Annotated in this window: 8 protein-coding genes; 5 read left to right on the top strand and 3 right to left on the bottom strand. The window is 71.1% G+C overall.

The genetic code is table 11. From position 1 onward, the window contains the following. From H958_RS45575 to H958_RS0129225, 3 genes are all read right to left on the bottom strand, one after another. The gene (locus H958_RS45575; RefSeq protein WP_081686373.1) at nucleotides 1-3,384 is read right to left on the bottom strand and encodes a PKD domain-containing protein; all 3,384 of its coding nucleotides are present in this window, start codon (nucleotides 3,382-3,384) and stop codon (nucleotides 1-3) included. Nucleotides 3,385-3,527: 143 nt separating this feature from the next. Continuing rightward, complete coding sequence (locus H958_RS0129230; protein ID WP_081686372.1) at nucleotides 3,528-6,947, bottom strand: ThuA domain-containing protein; 3,420 nt, start codon at nucleotides 6,945-6,947, stop codon at nucleotides 3,528-3,530. A gap of 83 nt (nucleotides 6,948-7,030) precedes the next feature. Continuing rightward, nucleotides 7,031-9,856: a ThuA domain-containing protein gene (locus H958_RS0129225; protein ID WP_196807613.1), complete on the bottom strand. Its 2,826-nt coding sequence runs from the start codon at nucleotides 9,854-9,856 to the stop codon at nucleotides 7,031-7,033. A gap of 350 nt (nucleotides 9,857-10,206) precedes the next feature. Between H958_RS0129225 and H958_RS0129220 the strand changes: the two genes are divergently transcribed. Genes H958_RS0129220 through H958_RS0129200 form a run of 5 tightly spaced genes read left to right on the top strand, consistent with a single transcriptional unit; the run spans nucleotide 10,207 to nucleotide 15,465 of the window. Next, nucleotides 10,207-11,640 carry an FAD-binding oxidoreductase gene (locus H958_RS0129220; protein WP_051324938.1) on the top strand — a complete coding sequence of 478 codons (1,434 nt, stop codon included), beginning with the start codon at nucleotides 10,207-10,209 and terminating at the stop codon, nucleotides 11,638-11,640. A gap of 43 nt (nucleotides 11,641-11,683) precedes the next feature. Next, nucleotides 11,684-12,589, top strand: a complete 906-nt coding sequence (locus tag H958_RS0129215; protein WP_028061263.1) for a sugar phosphate isomerase/epimerase family protein — start codon at nucleotides 11,684-11,686, stop codon at nucleotides 12,587-12,589. Beyond that, the gene (locus tag H958_RS0129210; RefSeq protein WP_028061262.1) at nucleotides 12,586-13,818 is read left to right on the top strand and encodes a Tm-1-like ATP-binding domain-containing protein; all 1,233 of its coding nucleotides are present in this window, start codon (nucleotides 12,586-12,588) and stop codon (nucleotides 13,816-13,818) included. The genes H958_RS0129215 and H958_RS0129210 overlap by 4 nt, the downstream gene beginning before the upstream one ends. Nucleotides 13,819-13,828: 10 nt before the next feature. After that, nucleotides 13,829-14,674 carry a creatininase family protein gene (locus H958_RS0129205; protein ID WP_037411559.1) on the top strand — a complete coding sequence of 282 codons (846 nt, stop codon included), beginning with the start codon at nucleotides 13,829-13,831 and terminating at the stop codon, nucleotides 14,672-14,674. A gap of 5 nt (nucleotides 14,675-14,679) precedes the next feature. Then, the gene (locus H958_RS0129200) at nucleotides 14,680-15,465 is read left to right on the top strand and encodes a DeoR/GlpR family DNA-binding transcription regulator (protein ID WP_028061260.1); all 786 of its coding nucleotides are present in this window, start codon (nucleotides 14,680-14,682) and stop codon (nucleotides 15,463-15,465) included.

The following is a 15,465-nucleotide window of genomic DNA, read 5'->3' as shown; positions in this document are numbered from 1 at the left end:
TTACGGCGTCGTCGTGGAGAGCGTGAACGTCAGGGTCTTGTGGTAGGTGCCCGCCCGCAGCAGCTCGCTCCCGCTCACCGTCTGCTGGAGGCCCACGCTGACCGCGTCCATCGAGACCGGGTCGTGGTAGGTGAGCAACACCAGCGGGTTGTCGGTCCCGGTCACGGCGGCGAAGGCGGAGCTCGGCTGGACCGGGCTCGTGGCCTGCGCCTGCAGCGGCGCCGCGAGGGCGTACTGGTCGTTGACCAGGTGCCCCGTCGACTTCGTGCCGGCGTCCGCCACCGTGAGCTGCGCCGCGCCGCTGGTGCTCGTCACCGTGCCGGTGACCGTCGCGACGTAGTCCTTCGTCACGCCCGGGGTGATCGGCCCGAACGTCGCGGTCGGGGCGAGTGACAGCGCGATCTTGTTCGCGACGGTCGCCGTGACGTCCTTCGGGACGTCGGTATGCGTCTCGACCGGGCCGGTCACGGTGATCGTCAGCGTCGCGCTGCCGGTGCCGCCCTTGCCGTCCGAGACCGTGACCTTCGCGTCGTACACGCCCGCCGCGGCGTACGCGTGCGTCGGGCTCTGCCCGGTCGCGGTGCCGGTGTCGCCGAAGTCCCACGCGTACGTGAGCGCGTCGCCGTCGGCGTCGGTGCCGACGGCCGTGAAGGCGATCGAGGTGCCCGTCGTCACGCTGCCGGACGGCGTGCGCGACGTGGTCACCGTCGGGTTCCGGTTGACCGCCGAGACGCCGCACGCGGCGGACGGAAGCACGCCGGCGGCGATGCGGATGCCGGCGAGGATGTGCGACAGGAAGCCGGCCTCCTGGAAGGACGCCTGCGTGTGGCCCATGCCCGTGTACCACGAGCGGCCGCCGTCGTAGCGGTGGCACCACGAGATCGGGTGATCGTCGTCGACGCCGTCGCTGCCGTCGGCCTCGGCGTAGCTCGACTCGTCCACCTTCAACAGGACGTGGATCCCGGTCGTGTTGCGCGGGTCGTAGTCGTCTCCGCCGCCGTTCTCCACCGGGTTGACCGGCGATTGGTAGTTGTACCACTCGTCCGTCCGCGCCCAGGTGGCCGGCAGGCCGGCGTCCGACGGGTCGGTCGTGTCCTCGACGAGGACGTTCGCGGCGGGCGTCCCGTTCGGGTGGTTGCGGAAGTACGCGCCCACCAGCTGGCCGTACCAGGCCCACTTGTATTCGGTGTCGGCCGCGGAGTGGATGCCCACGTAGCCGCCGCCGGCGCGGACGTAGCGCTCGAACGCCGCCTGCTGGTCGTCGGTCAGCACGTCACCGGTCGTCGACAGGAAGATCACGACCTTGTAATGGGACAGGATGTCGTCCCGGAACATCGAGCCGTCCTCGGTGGCGTCGACCTGGAAGTTGCTCGTCGTGCCGAGGCTCTTGATGGCGGCGATGCCCGCCGGGATGCTGTCGTGCCGGAAGACGGCCGTCTTGGAGAAGACGAGCGCCCGGAACGATGAGCCCGGGGTGTCGGGCGCAAGCACGTTGACCGCGACGGTCTTGGTGGCCGAGCCGCCCTTGCCGTCGGAGACCGTCAGCTTGGCGCTGTAGGTGCCGGCGGCGCTGTAGGTGTGCGATGCGGTCGCCCCGGTCCCCGTCGCGCCGTCGCCGAAGTCCCACGCGTAGGTGAGCGCGTCGCTGTCGGCGTCGGTCGCCGCCGCGGTGAGGTTCACCGGCAGCGGGGCGATCCCCGACGTCTTGTCCGCCGTGGCCGACGAGATCACCGGGACGGCGTTGCTGCCGCACGGCGGGCCGTCGATGGCGACGTAGTCGAACGTCGGGGTCACGAACGTCGTCGCGCCGTTGGAGAGCGCGAAGATGCCGACCTTGGGATTGGCGGGGAACGCCGTCGAGTTGGTGCCGACGGTGGTCCAAGAGGAGCCGTCCTGCGAGTACGCGCCGGACAGGTTCGTCCCGTCCCACACGATGCGCAGGTAGAAGTCCGCCGGGAAGGCGGCCGGGATCGTCGCGGTGTGGTCGGTCGTCCCGTTGCGCGGGGTGCCGGCCAGCTCCTGGACGAACTCGAAGAACTCCGTCGCCGTGCCGCCGTTGTTGGTGGCCGTGCGGTCGAGCTTGACGTAGTTGTCGTCGTCGCCGTAGACGATGATCCCGCCCTGCTGATAGCGGGTCAGGCCGTGGTGGTTGATCTTCGCGGTGAGCGTGAAGGCGCCGCTCGGCGCGGTCCGCAGGACGAGGTTCGTCGCGGTGTTGGTCGTCTGGTAGATGTCGCCGTTGCCGGTCGGGATCGAGACGACGCCGTTGCCGACGGTCACGCCGCCGTTCGTCGCGTCAGGCCGCAGGACGGTCCACGATGGATCCAGCGCGGTGCCGGTGAAGTCGTCGCGGTAGCCGGGCGGGCACGACCCGCTGGTGACGGTGATCGGGAGCGTGGCCGAGGCCGTGCCGCCCTTGCCGTCGGAGACCGTCACCTTGGCCGTGTAGGCGCCGGCGGCGGCGTAGGTGTGGCTGATGTTCTGCGAAGCCGAGCTGCCGGTGTCGCCGAAGTCCCACGCGTAGGTGAGCGTGTCGCCGTCCGGGTCGCTGCCCGTGGCGCTGAAGTTGACCGACGCGCCCGCCGTCACGTTCCCGGTCGGGGTGCGCGAAGCGCTCACCGTCGGGTTCTGGTTGGGCGCGGCGGCGACGATCTTGACGCTCACGGTCGCGGTCGCGGTGCCGCCGTGGCCGTCGTCAGCCGTCACGACCGCCTGGTAGGTCGATGCCGCCGGCGGGTACGTGTGCGTCGCGCTCGCGCCCGCGCCGGAGTCACCATCTCCGAAGTCCCATGAGTAGGAGATCGTGTCCCCGTCGGCGTCGGCGCCGGTCGCCGAGAACGTGACCGGCGTGCCGCTGGGCACGTCGCCGGTCGGCGTGCGCCCCGCCGTCACGGTCGGGTTCGCGTTGGCGCCCGTCGCCGAGACGATCACCTCGCCCTGCATCGCCAGCGGGTGCGCGGAGCAATAGAACTTGTAGGCGCCGGCCGTGTTGAACGTGCACGTGCCGTTCCAGGCCGGGGCCTGCGCGTACTGCGGGAGCGGCGGGATCGGGAGGATGGACGTCGGGATCGTCGGCACGGGGTTGATCTGCGTGCATCCCGTCGGCTGCGGCAGCGACAGCGAGGGGTTGCTGCCGTCGCCGAACACCACGTTGTGGGGCAGCGCGCCGTCGGCGGCCAGGTAGCGGAAGTTGACCGTGCCGCCCGGGGCGATCGTCACCGTCGTCGCGGTCGGGTCGTCCTTCGCCTTCGTCACGTCCCAGAAGCCGGTGTCGAAGGCGCCCATGGTCGCCGTCATCGGCGGCGGAGCGGCGCGCTTCTCCTTGCCGAGTGCGTAGGAAGGGATCCCGATCAGCGCGAGTATCGCGCACGCCAGCCATGGCAAGTGCCGTTTCCTCAGACCCAACACGACGTTCCTCCAGAGTCAAGAGTGATGTTCCGGTTCCGGGCTCACCGGAACGCAAACCGTTCGGTACTGCACCCGGCGCCGCGGCGGCCGAGCGGCCGCCGCGGCGCGGGAGGTGACGCTTACGGTGTCGAGGTCGACAGCGTGAACGTCAGCGTCTTGCTGTACGTGCCGGCCCGCAGCGCGTCGGTGACGCTGACGTGCTGCTGGAAGTCCAGCGCGACCGGGTCCGAGGCGGTCGGGCCCGAGTAGGTCAGCAGCGAGGTCGGGTTCGCCGAGCCGCGGACGTCCTGGAACGCCGCGCCCACGCCGGTGGTGCCCGAGGTCGCCTTGGCCTGCACCGGCGAGGTGAGCGCGTAGCCCTGGTTGACCAGTCGCCCGGTCGTCGTCGCGCTCGCGTCGTTCACCGTGAGCGCCGCGTCGCCGCTGGTCGCCATGACCGTCGCCGACGCCGAGGCGCTGTAGTCCTTCGCGAGCGACGGCTGCAGCTCGCCGAACGACGGCGCGCCGGCGATCGACAGGCTCAGCTGCGTCGGCACGGTCGCCGCGACGTCGGTCGTGGCGGTCGCGAACGCGCTCGGATCGACCGCGACGGCGACCGTCTTGCTGTCGGTCGCGCCATCGGCGTAGGTGACCGTCAGCTTCGCCTGCTTGGTGCCGCTCGAGCCGTACGCGTGCGACGGGCTGGTCTCGGTCGACGTCGTTCCGTCGCCGAAGTCCCACTTGTAGGAGACGCCGCCGGACTTGCCGATCGAGAACTGGGCGCGGGCGCCGGAGACCGTCGACTGCGGATCCGCGCCGGGGGTGTCCGGGCCGCCGTTGTAGGCGAAGCGCCAGATCCCGTTGTTGTTGTTGTTGGAGGCGTAGTAGCTGCCGCCGTAGCTGGCGATGTACAGCGCGCCGTCAGGCCCGAAGTTCATGCTGATGAGCCGCTGCGCTCCGAGCAGGGACGAGGGGATGATCCCGAGCAGCGAGTCGACCGAGATCGGCTGACCGCCGCTGAACTGCGTCGCCGGATCCATCAGCAGCGCGTGCCGGACGTTGGTCGGCCCGGCGAAGTCGCCGAGGAACCAGCGGCCGTCCCAGTACGCGGGCCACGCGTTCGGGTTGTCGCCCGGCGGCTTGCGGTAGATGCCGCCGTCCATCGGCGCCTGGCCGCCGCTCACGCCGAGCCACGGGCAGCTGCGCCAGATCTGCGGCGACGGGCTGTTGTTGTTGCTCGTGTACAGGCCGACGCCGTTGGCGTTCAGCGGGTAGTTGTAACAACCGCCGTGCGGCCCGTACCAGAGGTTCACCGGCTTGGGCTTGGGCAACAGCGTGAGGCCGGTGTTGTACGGCGAGTCGTTGAGGACTTCGCCGCGGCAGTCCCAGAAGCCGCCCGTCTGGCCGTCGGTGCCGCCGCCGACGGTCCCCGGATGCCCGAAGGGCGCCGCGGTGGCCACGCCCGGGTCGTTGCCCTGGTAGACCGCCGAGGGCAGCTTCGCGCGATAGTCCCAGCGGTTGCCCGCCTGGCAGTACGGCCAGCCCCAGTTGCCCGCCGAGTTCATCATCGTCGCGTTCTCGGTCTTGGCCGTGCCCCAGATCGGGCTGTCGGTGCCCTGGTCGGGTCCGACCCATGCGGTCGTGATCGCGTCGGTCTTCTTGTCGATGTGGATCGTGTACGCGTTGCGCACGCCCATCGCGAAGATCTCCGGCTTGGCCTTGCCGTCCTTCACGGCCTGGCTGTCGACCGGGAACAGGTTCGCGCCGTTCGGCGCGCTCGCGTCCGGGATCGTGTACGTGCTCCCCGGCCCCGGCGTGTCCCCGGGATCGTCCAACGGGTGGATGCGGATGATCTTGCCGTCGTAGCTGTTGGTGTTGCCGGACGTGCCGCGGGCGTCGCCGAAGCTGGACAGGATCGTGTCGGCCGGACGCTGGTCGGCCGGCGTCTGCGCGCAGTGCGTCGTCGCGGCGGCGCCGGGGCACGGGGCGGTCTGCACCGGGTCGGGGTTGGTGTAGCCGCCGGTGTTGGAGTTGGCGTAGTTGCCGATGTTGTCGCCGTTGGAGACGTACAGGTTGCCCTTGGAGTCGAACGCCGCGGAGGCGCCCTCGTGGCAGCAGGAGTAGACCGACTGGTCCCACGACATGATCACCTTCTCCGACCCCGGCACGAACGTCTTGCCGACGGGGTCGTAGGTGAAGCGCGAGAGGCGGCGCTCGCCGCGGTAGCGGCGCCGGTCGAACCCGCCGCCGAGCTTGGGCGTCGTGTCCTTGCCCTGCTCGCCGCCGTAGTACGGGAAGTACTCCAGGTAGACGTACGGCCGGCCCTTGGTGAACTTCGGGTCCAGCGCGATCGCCAGCAGGCCCTCCTCCGCGGTCGACGACTGGCCGGCCTCGACTGCGCTGCCCTTGGCGCCGAACACCGAGAGGTTCGCGACCATGCTGACCTTCGCCGGATCGCGGTCGTAGGAGCTGCCGCCGGCGCTCGGGTCCCACACGTGCACGGTGCCGCAGCCAAGGCCCGTGTTCGGGGCGTCCCAGTTGCCGATCTGCGTCATGCCGGCGAAGCAGATCGCGCGGCCGGTGTAGAAGACCAGGCCGTTGTCGGCGATCGCCGTGTTCGTCAGCTCGCCGTTGTACTGGTTGGAGTTCGCGGGGTTGACAGGCGTGAGGCGGACGTTCGAGTAGTTCGACGTGATCGCGGCCTTGCAGTTGCCGCGGACCATGCCCGCCGCCCACTCGATGCCGCCCAGCACGTGCTTGCTCACGTTGTCCTGGCCCCACGCCGCCGTGGTGCTGCCGAGCTCGGTGTAGAACGAGCGGCCCTGCTGGATGTCACGGCACCACGCGGCCGCACGCTCGAGCTGCGGCTGGTTGGTGTTGGTGGCGCCCGTCCAGCGCTGGATCGCGTCGTTGGTGACCGACGTGCCGTCGGGGATCGTGTTGAAGCGCACGCGCGCGAGCGTCTGGACGGTGCCCGTCGGGTTGCTCGCCCACGTGTACCACTTCTCGGTCACCCCCTTCCACAGGGCCGGGTCGTTGCGTGAAGCGGGGTGCACGCGGTCGAGGAACTCGACGTCCTGGGAGCTCGACGCGGCGCTGCCGGTGACGCGCGGGTTGCCGGTCAGGCCGATCAGCGTGTTGAAGAAGGCGTTGCCGCCCTGCTCCAGCGTGGCGGTCTCGCCGATGCCGACGAAGCCGCCGCCGCCCTGCACGTAGCTCTGGAGGTCGGCCTCCTGCGCGGCGTTGAGCACGTCGCCCGCCGAGTTGACGAACACGACGGCGCGGTAGCCGCCGAGGTTGGCGGCGTTGATCTGCGTCGCGTCACCGGAGACGTCGACGGTGAAGTCGTTCGCCGCGCCGAGCGCCTGGATCGCGCTCGCGGCGTCGGAGCTGACGGGATTCGGCGTTCCCGCCGTCCCGGTGAAGACCATCACCTTCCCGGCGTTCGCGAGCGCCGGCGACGCTCCGAGGGCGCTCCCGACGATCAGCGCGCCGAGCAAGGCGAGCGCAGACCGCAGCCTGCGCGACATCGACGGACGAGCCGCCAAGGACCTTCCCATCCCTATCCCTCCTCCGAACGGGGTCAAAACATGCCGCCGGAGCGGTGGCGGCCACGCGGGCCGCCACCGCTCGGCGGGACGGGCTACGGCGTGGTGGTCGACAGCGTGAACGTCAGGGTCTTGCTGTAGGTCCCGGTCCTGAGGGCGTCGGTCGCGCCGATCGCCTGCCGGAACGTCAGCGCCACGGTGTCGTTCGACGCCGGGGCGCTGTAGGTGAGCAGCCGGGTCGGGGCGCTCGCACCGCCGACGGGCGCGAAGTCGCCGCCGGCGCCGAGCGGGCTGAGCGCCTTGGCCTGCACGCTCTGAGGCAGCGAGAACGAGCCGTTGACCAGATGGCCCGTCGCCACGCTGCTCGGGTCAGCCACGCTCAGCGCCGCGTCGCCCCCGGTGGAGATCACGTTCGCGGTCGTGCTCGCGTCGTACGGCTTGTCGATGCCGGGCAGGAACGTCCCGAAGGACGGCGTGCCGCCGAGCGAGAGCGCGAGCGTCGCGGGCACGGTGCCGCCCGCGCCGACGGTCGCCGACTTGGAGCCGAGGAGCACCAGCATCCAGTCCTTGAGCTGCTGCGCGGACGTCCGCAGCTTCAGCCGCGCCGCCGCGTCGCCCGAGGCCGGGTCGTCGGCGATCGCCTGGATCGACGCGATGTCGCCGAGCGCGCCGCTGTAGCCGGTCTGGGTCAGCGTCGCGTACTTGGCGTAGCCCGCGTCGACCGCCGCGGAGGCCGCGCCGGCCGCCGTCGAGGTCAGCCCGCCCGCGGTCTGCAGCTGCGAGATCTGCGTCTTGACGTCGGTGTAGGTGACGCAGTTGCCCTCGGTCTTGCCGGCGGCCCAGAGCAGGCCGTCGATGACCATCTTCTGGAACCAGGGCGTCGAGGTGAACAGCGTGTGGTTGTGGCCGAGGACGTTGACGAACCAGCGGCCGCCGTCGAAGTTGCGACACCAGACGATCGGGTGGTCGCCGCCCTCGAGGTTGCCGCTGGAGTTGACGCCCATCGCGGTCGCGTAGGTCGCCTCGTTCAGGAGCAGCAGCGGGTGCACGAACGGACGCGGCTTGCGGTCGAAGTGGTACAGCTCGTCCGCGACCGGGAAGCGCGCCGGCAGGCCCTGCGTCGCCGGGTGGCTGCCGTCCTCGGTGATCAGCTCGGCCCAGTAGCACGTGCTGCAGTTGGAGCCGAAGCCGCCGGCGTTGGTCGGGTGGCCCTGGAACAGGCCGCCCATCGCGTCCTTGTACCACTGCCAGTTGTGCAGCGAATCGTCCGCGGCGTGCAGCGCCATGTAGCCGCCGCCGGCCTCCATGTAGGCCTGGAACGCCGCCTGCTCGTTCACGACCGTGCCGTTCTTCATGGTGAAGGCCGTCACCAGCGTGTTGTTGCCGACCGACGAGTCGCCGATCAGGACCTTGTACTGCGTGAGGTTCGCGGCGCTCGAGAACGGCGTGTCGGGCGTGGAGATGTCCGGGCGCGCCTTGTCCCAGATGTCGACGTCGAAGCCGTACTGCTTGCCGAGCTGCTGGATCAGGACGGCGGCGTCCTCGATCGACTCGTGACGGTAGTCGCCGGGGTTGTTCGCGAAGACGAGCACCTTGAACGTCGCGTTCGCGTTGTGCGACGGCGCCGTCGGGACCTGCTGGTTGTGGCGCGGGGCGCCGGCCATCGGCTCCGAGACCGCGCCGATGCCGGTCTCGTCCGGACCCGGCAGGCCGCGCTCCTGGCGGATGACGTCCTGCGCGTCGGTGACGAGCAGGTTGCGGGCGTCGCCCGCGGGCACGAGCGCGTTGACCTGGCCGATGAACGCCTGCAGGCCGTCGATCGCCGCGACCTTGTCGCCGGCGGTGTCGGACGCCTTCGCGGCGCTCAGCGCGGCGCGCAGCGTGGTCACGTCGCCGGCGGCGAGGCCGGAGCGGCCCAGCAGCGCGTCGATGTCCGTGAAGGACGTCGTCACCATCAGCGTCCACGTGATCTTCGTGCCGAGGCCTGCGTTGTCGCCGACGTGCAGCGCCCACGTGTGCTTGCCGAGCGAGAGCTTGGACACGTCCAGCGGAAGCGGGTAGGTCCAGACGCCGTCGGTCCACGTGTCGAGCGCGGCGGTCTGCCCGGAGCCGGGGGTGGGATCCGTGCGGGTCGGGTTCAGCGTGACGCTGTGGCCGACGTGGAAATTGACGACCGAGGCCGGGAGCGTCGCGCTGGGCGCGCGCGTGTCCAGCGACACCGCGACGGTGCGGTAGGGCGGGTTGGCCGTCACGGTCGCGGCCGCGGCGTGCGCCTTGGCCAGCGGCGCCGTGAGGGTGACGTTCGGGTTCGGCGACGCGGGAGCGGGAGTGACGATCGAGGCGATGATCGCCGTCTCCTGGTTGGCGCCGGTGTCGATGGTGAGCCGGTCGCCGGCCGCGCGGCCGGACGTGCTGGCGAGCCGGATCGCGGTCGCGCCGGCGGCCGCCGGCTGGTTCAGGCCGCCGTTCACGGTGGCGGCGGCGCCGTCCTGGGACACGTTGCCGGATGTGTCGACCGCCCGGTAGCGGAAGGTCGTGGCGCCTTCGGTGACATCCTCGACCTGCGCGGTCGCGCTCGGGCCGGGCGTCGCGACGGGGACGTCCGTGTAGGAAGCGCCGTTGTTCGTCGAGTACTGGAACTTCGCGACGGCCACGTCATCGGTCGCCGAGAGCGTGATCATCACCGACGGGTGGGCGGGGGTGCCGGCCGTCGTCGTGTACCACCCGTTGTTGCCGTTGGCGACGGGACCCGTCTGGCCCGGGGCGAGCCACGACGGCGGCGCGAGCGCCGGCAGCGTCGCGGCGTTGAGCACCGGCGGGGTCGTGTCCGGCCCCTGGGCCAGCGCCGCCGGGGCGCCCGCGGCGAGCGCCGTCCCGGCGACCGCGGCCATCGCGAGCACGCGAGGTCCTTGCCTTCGCATACGTCCCTCTCCTCCTTGACTGCAGACCCGGGACTGTGGACTAGCCCCTTTTGACTACCGGCCCATCAAACAGCTTTCCCAGCTGTGCTACAAGCCCAACGAAGTCTGGTTCGGCGATGACGCCGATTTGCGGTCCGGCCCAACAATCTCTCCCGGACCCATCGCCCCTCAACGACGGCGCACCATACATTGTCAGACAGTCTGACACAACGTTTCTTTGCGAGCGTGGTCTGAGCGGACACATGGATGACGTGTTTTGAAGAGTTGTGCGCCCATGCTTGACAGTAGTTGAAGAGTTCTGCAAGCTATCGAGCCGTGGGGTGCGCAAGGTCGACAGATGGAGTCGCGGCATGACGTCGCTCGCCGGAACCGGACTGAGCGAGGTCGCCGGCGCGCTCAGCGCCGCGCTCGGCGAGGACGCGGTGCATACGGACGCCGCGCGACTGGACGGCTACACGGCCGACACCTACTGGCCGGCGATCGCCGCCGTGGCCGCCGGCGAGCCGCTCGGCCGCCCCGACGTCGTCGTCGTCCCGCGCGACGACGCGGGCGTCGTCGCCGCGCTGCGGATCGCCGCCGCCCACCAGATGCCCGTCGTCCCCTGGGGCGGCGGGTCGGGCACGCAAGGCGGCGCCGTCCCGGTCCGCGGCGGCCTGGTCATCGACCTGCGCGGCCTGGATCGCATCATCGAGATCGACGAGCGCTCGATGACCGTCACCGCCGAGGCCGGCGTCAACGGGCGCGTGCTCGAGCGCGCCCTCAACGAGCGCGGGCTGATGCTCCCCCATTACCCCGCGTCGGCCGAGTGGGCGACCGTCGGCGGCTACGTCGCCGCGCGCGGCTCGGGCGTGCTCTCGACGCGCTACGGCAAGATCGAGGACCTCGTCGTCGCGCTGCGCGTCGCGATGCCGACGGGCGAGCTGTGCGACACCGTGTGCGTCCCCCGCCACGCCGTCGGCCCCGACCTCACGCAACTGTTCGTCGGGTCGGAGGGCACGCTCGGGATCATCACCCGCGCGACGTTCTCCGTCGTCCCGATCCCCGGCGAGCGCCGCTTCTCGACGCTGCGCTTCCCCGACGTCGACTCCGGCATCGAGGCCTTCCGCACCGCGCTGGCTGCCGGGCACCGCCCCTCGGTCATCCGCATGTACGACGAGGAGGCGACGCAGCGAACGCTCAGCCCGGTCGTCGGGCGGCAGCTCGACGGTGTCTGCGCCGTCGTGGCCTGTGAAGGCGAGCCCGAGGCGGTCGCGGTCGAGACCTCGCGCGTGCTCGCCCTCGCGCGCGCGCAGGGCGCGCGGGAACTGGAGCCCGAGCTCGCGCGCATCTGGTGGGAGCGCCGCTACGACTTCTACGCGCCGCCGCATCACCCGGAGCTGCCGTCGATCTGGGGCACGATCGACGTGGTCGCCACCTACGCGCGCATCGGCGCCGTGCACGAGGCGCTGCGGCACGCGGTCGCCGAGCGCTACGCCCACACCGGGTTGCGGCTGCGGATCCACTTCTCGCACTGGTACGCCTGGGGCACGATGATCTACGCGCGCTTCCTCATCCCCGAGGGCGCGCCCGGCGAGGACGCCCTTGCGCTGCACGACCGGATCTGGGACGACGCCGTCACGGCCGTTCTGGCGGCCGGCGGCGTGATCAACGACCACCACGGCGTCGGACTCAAGCTCGGCCGCTACATGGAGGCCCAGCACGGCGCGGCGTTCGACACCCTGCGGCGCGTCAAGTCCGCGATTGACCCCCTCGGCATCATGAATCCCGGCAAGCTCGGTCTCTAGTGAGGTGAGGCCAGGCGTGAGGAGAGGACGGGAACGGATGTCGATCAGGGTGTCGATGCACAACTGGATGCGGCCAGAGCCGATCGAGCGAACCATCGCTCGGCTCGGCCGCCTCGGCTACGACGGGATCGAGATCTCGGGCGAGCCGGCGCTCTATGACGTCGCACGGGTTCGAGGCCTGCTGGAGGAGCACGGCGTCGAGTGCTGGGGCGCGGTGACGCTGATGACGGGCGGTCGCGACCTGCTGCACGAGGACCGCTACGTGCGCCAGGGCAGCGTGGCCTACGTCAAGGACTGCCTGACGCTCGTGTCCGAGCTCGGCGGCAGGATCCTCAGCGTCGTCCCGTCGACCGTCGGCAAGGTCGTGCCGATGGCGTCCGCGGCCGAGGAGTGGCGCTGGTGCGTGGAGGCGCTGCGCGAGTGCCAGGCGCACGCCGAGTCGGTCGGGGTCCGCATCGGGCTGGAGCCGCTGAACCGGTTCGAGACCTACTTCCTCAACAGCGCCGAGCAGGCGCTCGCGCTCGCCGGTGAGGTCGGCGGCGACTGCGGCGTCGCGCTCGACATGTTCCACATGAACATCGAGGAGGCCGACTGGGCCGGCGCGATCCGTGCCTGCGGCGACCGTCTGGTCGACTTCCACGTCGCCGACAACACGCGCATGCCGCCCGGCCACGGCGCCGTCGACTGGGCCGCGGTCATCCGCGAGCTCGTCGGGATCGGCTACGAGGGCCACATGACGGTCGAGTTCGTCGTCTCGGCCGACCGCACGCCGATCTCCCAGCGCACCGACATCGGCGACGTGTCAGAGAGCGGCGCGACGCCCGGGATGGCGCAGTTCCTGCGCGACCACAGCACCGGCGCCGTGCCCGAGGCGCGCTACGAGGCCTACACCGAGCAGTCGCTCGGCCACCTGCGCGCGGCGCTGGCCGCGATCGCGACGCCCGCATGAGGACCGTCGCCCTGATCGGGACGCTGGACACGAAGGCCGACGAGCTCGCGTACCTCGCCGAGCGCCTGCGCGCGCACGGCGTCGAGGCGCTGGTGATCGACTCCGGGATCCTCGGCGACCCCGGGACGGCGGCCGGCGTCGCGCGCGAGGACGTCGCGGCGGCCGGCGGCTACACGCTCGAGGAGGTGCGCGCCGCAGGCTCGCGCGGCGCGGCCGTCTCGCTCATGCGCGAGGGCGTGACCGCGGTCGTCGCGCGCCTATACGCGCAGGGCGCCATCCACGGCGTCCTGTGCCTCGGCGGCGCCGAGGGCGCGCTGCTCGGCGGCCCCGCGATGCAGGCGCTGCCGCTCGGGGTGCCGAAGCTGCTCGTCTCCCCCTGCGCGTCCGGGCGCCGCTCGTTCGGCGACTACGTCGGCGAGAGCGACATGACGGTGATGCACTCCGTCATCGACATCCTCGGCCTGAACGCGATCTCGCGCACGATCTTCGAGAACGCGGCGGCGGCGATGGCGGGGATGGTGCGGAACGCCGGAGCCGCCGTCGCGTCGCTCGGCGAGCGCTGCGTCGGCGTCACGATGCTCGGGCAGACCACGCCCGGCGTGATGCGGATGCGCGAAGCCGTGCGACGCGGCGGCTGGGAGCCCGTCATCTTCCACGCCAACGGGGTCGGCGGGCCGGCGATGGAGCACCTGTGCGAGGCCGGCGCGCTGGACGGCGTGATCGACTACACGCTCTCGGAGCTGGCGAACTCGCTGATGGACGGGATCCACGCCACCGGCCCCGACCGCTTGCGCGTGGCGGGGCGGCAAGGCCTCCCGCAGGTCGTCGTCCCCGGGTGCGTGGACTTCTTCAACCAGGGCGCGCGCGACACGCTCCCGGAGCGCTATCGCGGCCGCAAGACCTACTTCCACAACCCCGTCGCGACGCTCGTGCGGCTCGAGCGCGACGAGGAGACGGCGCTCGGGCAGCTCGTCGCGGAGCGCCTCAACGAAGCCACGGGCCCCGTGCAGGTGGTCGCGCCGCTGCGCGGCTTCTCGCTCGCCGACGCCGAGGGCGGCGACCTCTGGGATCCGGAGGCCGACCGCGCCTTCCTCGACGCTCTCGAAGGTTCGCTGCGCGCCGGCATCCGGTACGAAGCGGTCGATGCCCATGTCGACGATCCCGAGTTCGCCGACCTCGTCGCCGATCGCTACCTGTCCCTCGTCCCGGAGCCTGCTCGTGCCGTCTGATTCCCGCCCCGTGTCCCACTGCCTGCTCGATCTCGCCCCGCCGGACATCGAGTGGTTCCGGGAGCGCTCGGACATCGTGCTCGTGCCGATCGGCTCGTGCGAGCAGCACGGCGCCCACCTGCCGCTCGGCACCGACACGATCACCGCGCTGGAGGTCGCCCGGCGAGCCGCCGAGAAGGCCGACGTCCCGTACACGGCGCCGCTGTGGATCGGCTACTCGCCGCAGCACATGCGCGAGCCGGAGTCCTCCGTCGGCACGGTCACGCTGCGGGCGAGCACGCTCAACGCGGTCCTCTACGACATCGCCCGCTCGCTGATCCACCACGGCTGGAACAAGCTCATCCTCGTCAACGGGCATGGGTCCAACATCAAGGTCCTGGACCCGCTGCTGCGCCGGATCAAGTACGAGACGGGCGCGCTGATCGCGCTCTACAAGCCCTACGCCGAGCGCTACATCGGCATCCTCGAGGGTCTGCTGGAGAACCCGCCGGAGGAGACGCCGGGCTGGCACGCGTCCGAGCTGGAGACCTCGCAGGTGCTCGCGCACGACGCGCGCCTGGTGCGGATGGACCGCGCCGCGGAGGATCGCGCGCAGGTGCCGTCGTGGCTGCCCGAGACGTTCCTCAAGCGCGACGGCGCGCCGGACGTCGAGTTCGACGGCTACCAGTACTTCTCGTTCCCGATGGACCACGCCGAGTTCTCGCGCACGGGCGTGATCGGCAACCCGCTGACGGCGACCGCCGAGAAGGGCGAGGAGGCGCTGGAGCGCTTCTCGAACCACCTCGTGCGCGCGATCGACGAGTTCCGCGGGCTCGATGTGCACGTGTCGCGCCGGGCGTTCGAGGAGCGGGTTTGAGCACGATGCCCCCGGCGCTGAGAAGAGCACGCATCCTCGAGCGGATCCAGCGCGACGGCGGCGTCTCGATCGCCGATCTCGCGCGCGACCTCACGGTCTCCTCGATCACCGTGCACCGCGACCTCGAGCACCTCTCCAAGGAGGGGCTCGTCGAGCGCGTGCACGGCGGCGCCCGGGCGGTCGCGGGCGGCCAGTCCTCGACCGCGATCCCGCCCACGGGGTGGGAGCAGCGGACGTCGCAGGCCGGCTCGGGCAAGGTCGCGATCGCAGCGCACGCCGTGCGAGCGATCCGCTCCGGCTCGACGATCTTCCTCGACTCCTCCTCGACCTGCCTGGCCGTGGCGCGTGCGCTGGCGGCCTCGCCGGCGACCGAGCTGACGCTGGTCACCAACTCGCCGGCGATCGCCTACGAGCTGGTCGACGAGCGGATCCTCGTGATCGTCCCGCCTGGCGAGCTCGACCAGCACATGCGGCTGCTCGCGGGGCGCTGGACGACGGACTTCCTGTCCGGGCTGAACTTCGAGCTCGCCTTCTGCTCCTCGGCGGGGCTGACGCTCGAGTCCGGCCTCACCACGTCGCGCCGCGCGCTGGCCGACGTGATCAACGTCGCGCGCGCCAACGCGGAGCGCACGATCGGACTGATCGACTCGACCAAGTTCGGCCGCTCGTCGCTGCTGACGATCGCCCAGGCGCAGGACCTCGACGCGATCGTCACCGACGCCGGCCTTGACGAGAGCACCGTCCGTGAGTACCGGGCGGCCGGCGTAAAGCTCGAGATCGCCACCACCTAG

Source organism: Candidatus Solirubrobacter pratensis (assembly GCF_000425945.1).
GTDB lineage: Bacteria > Actinomycetota > Thermoleophilia > Solirubrobacterales > Solirubrobacteraceae > Solirubrobacter > Solirubrobacter pratensis.
Note: the sequence above shows the minus strand (reverse complement) of the source record. Positions and strands in the feature narration are given on the sequence as shown.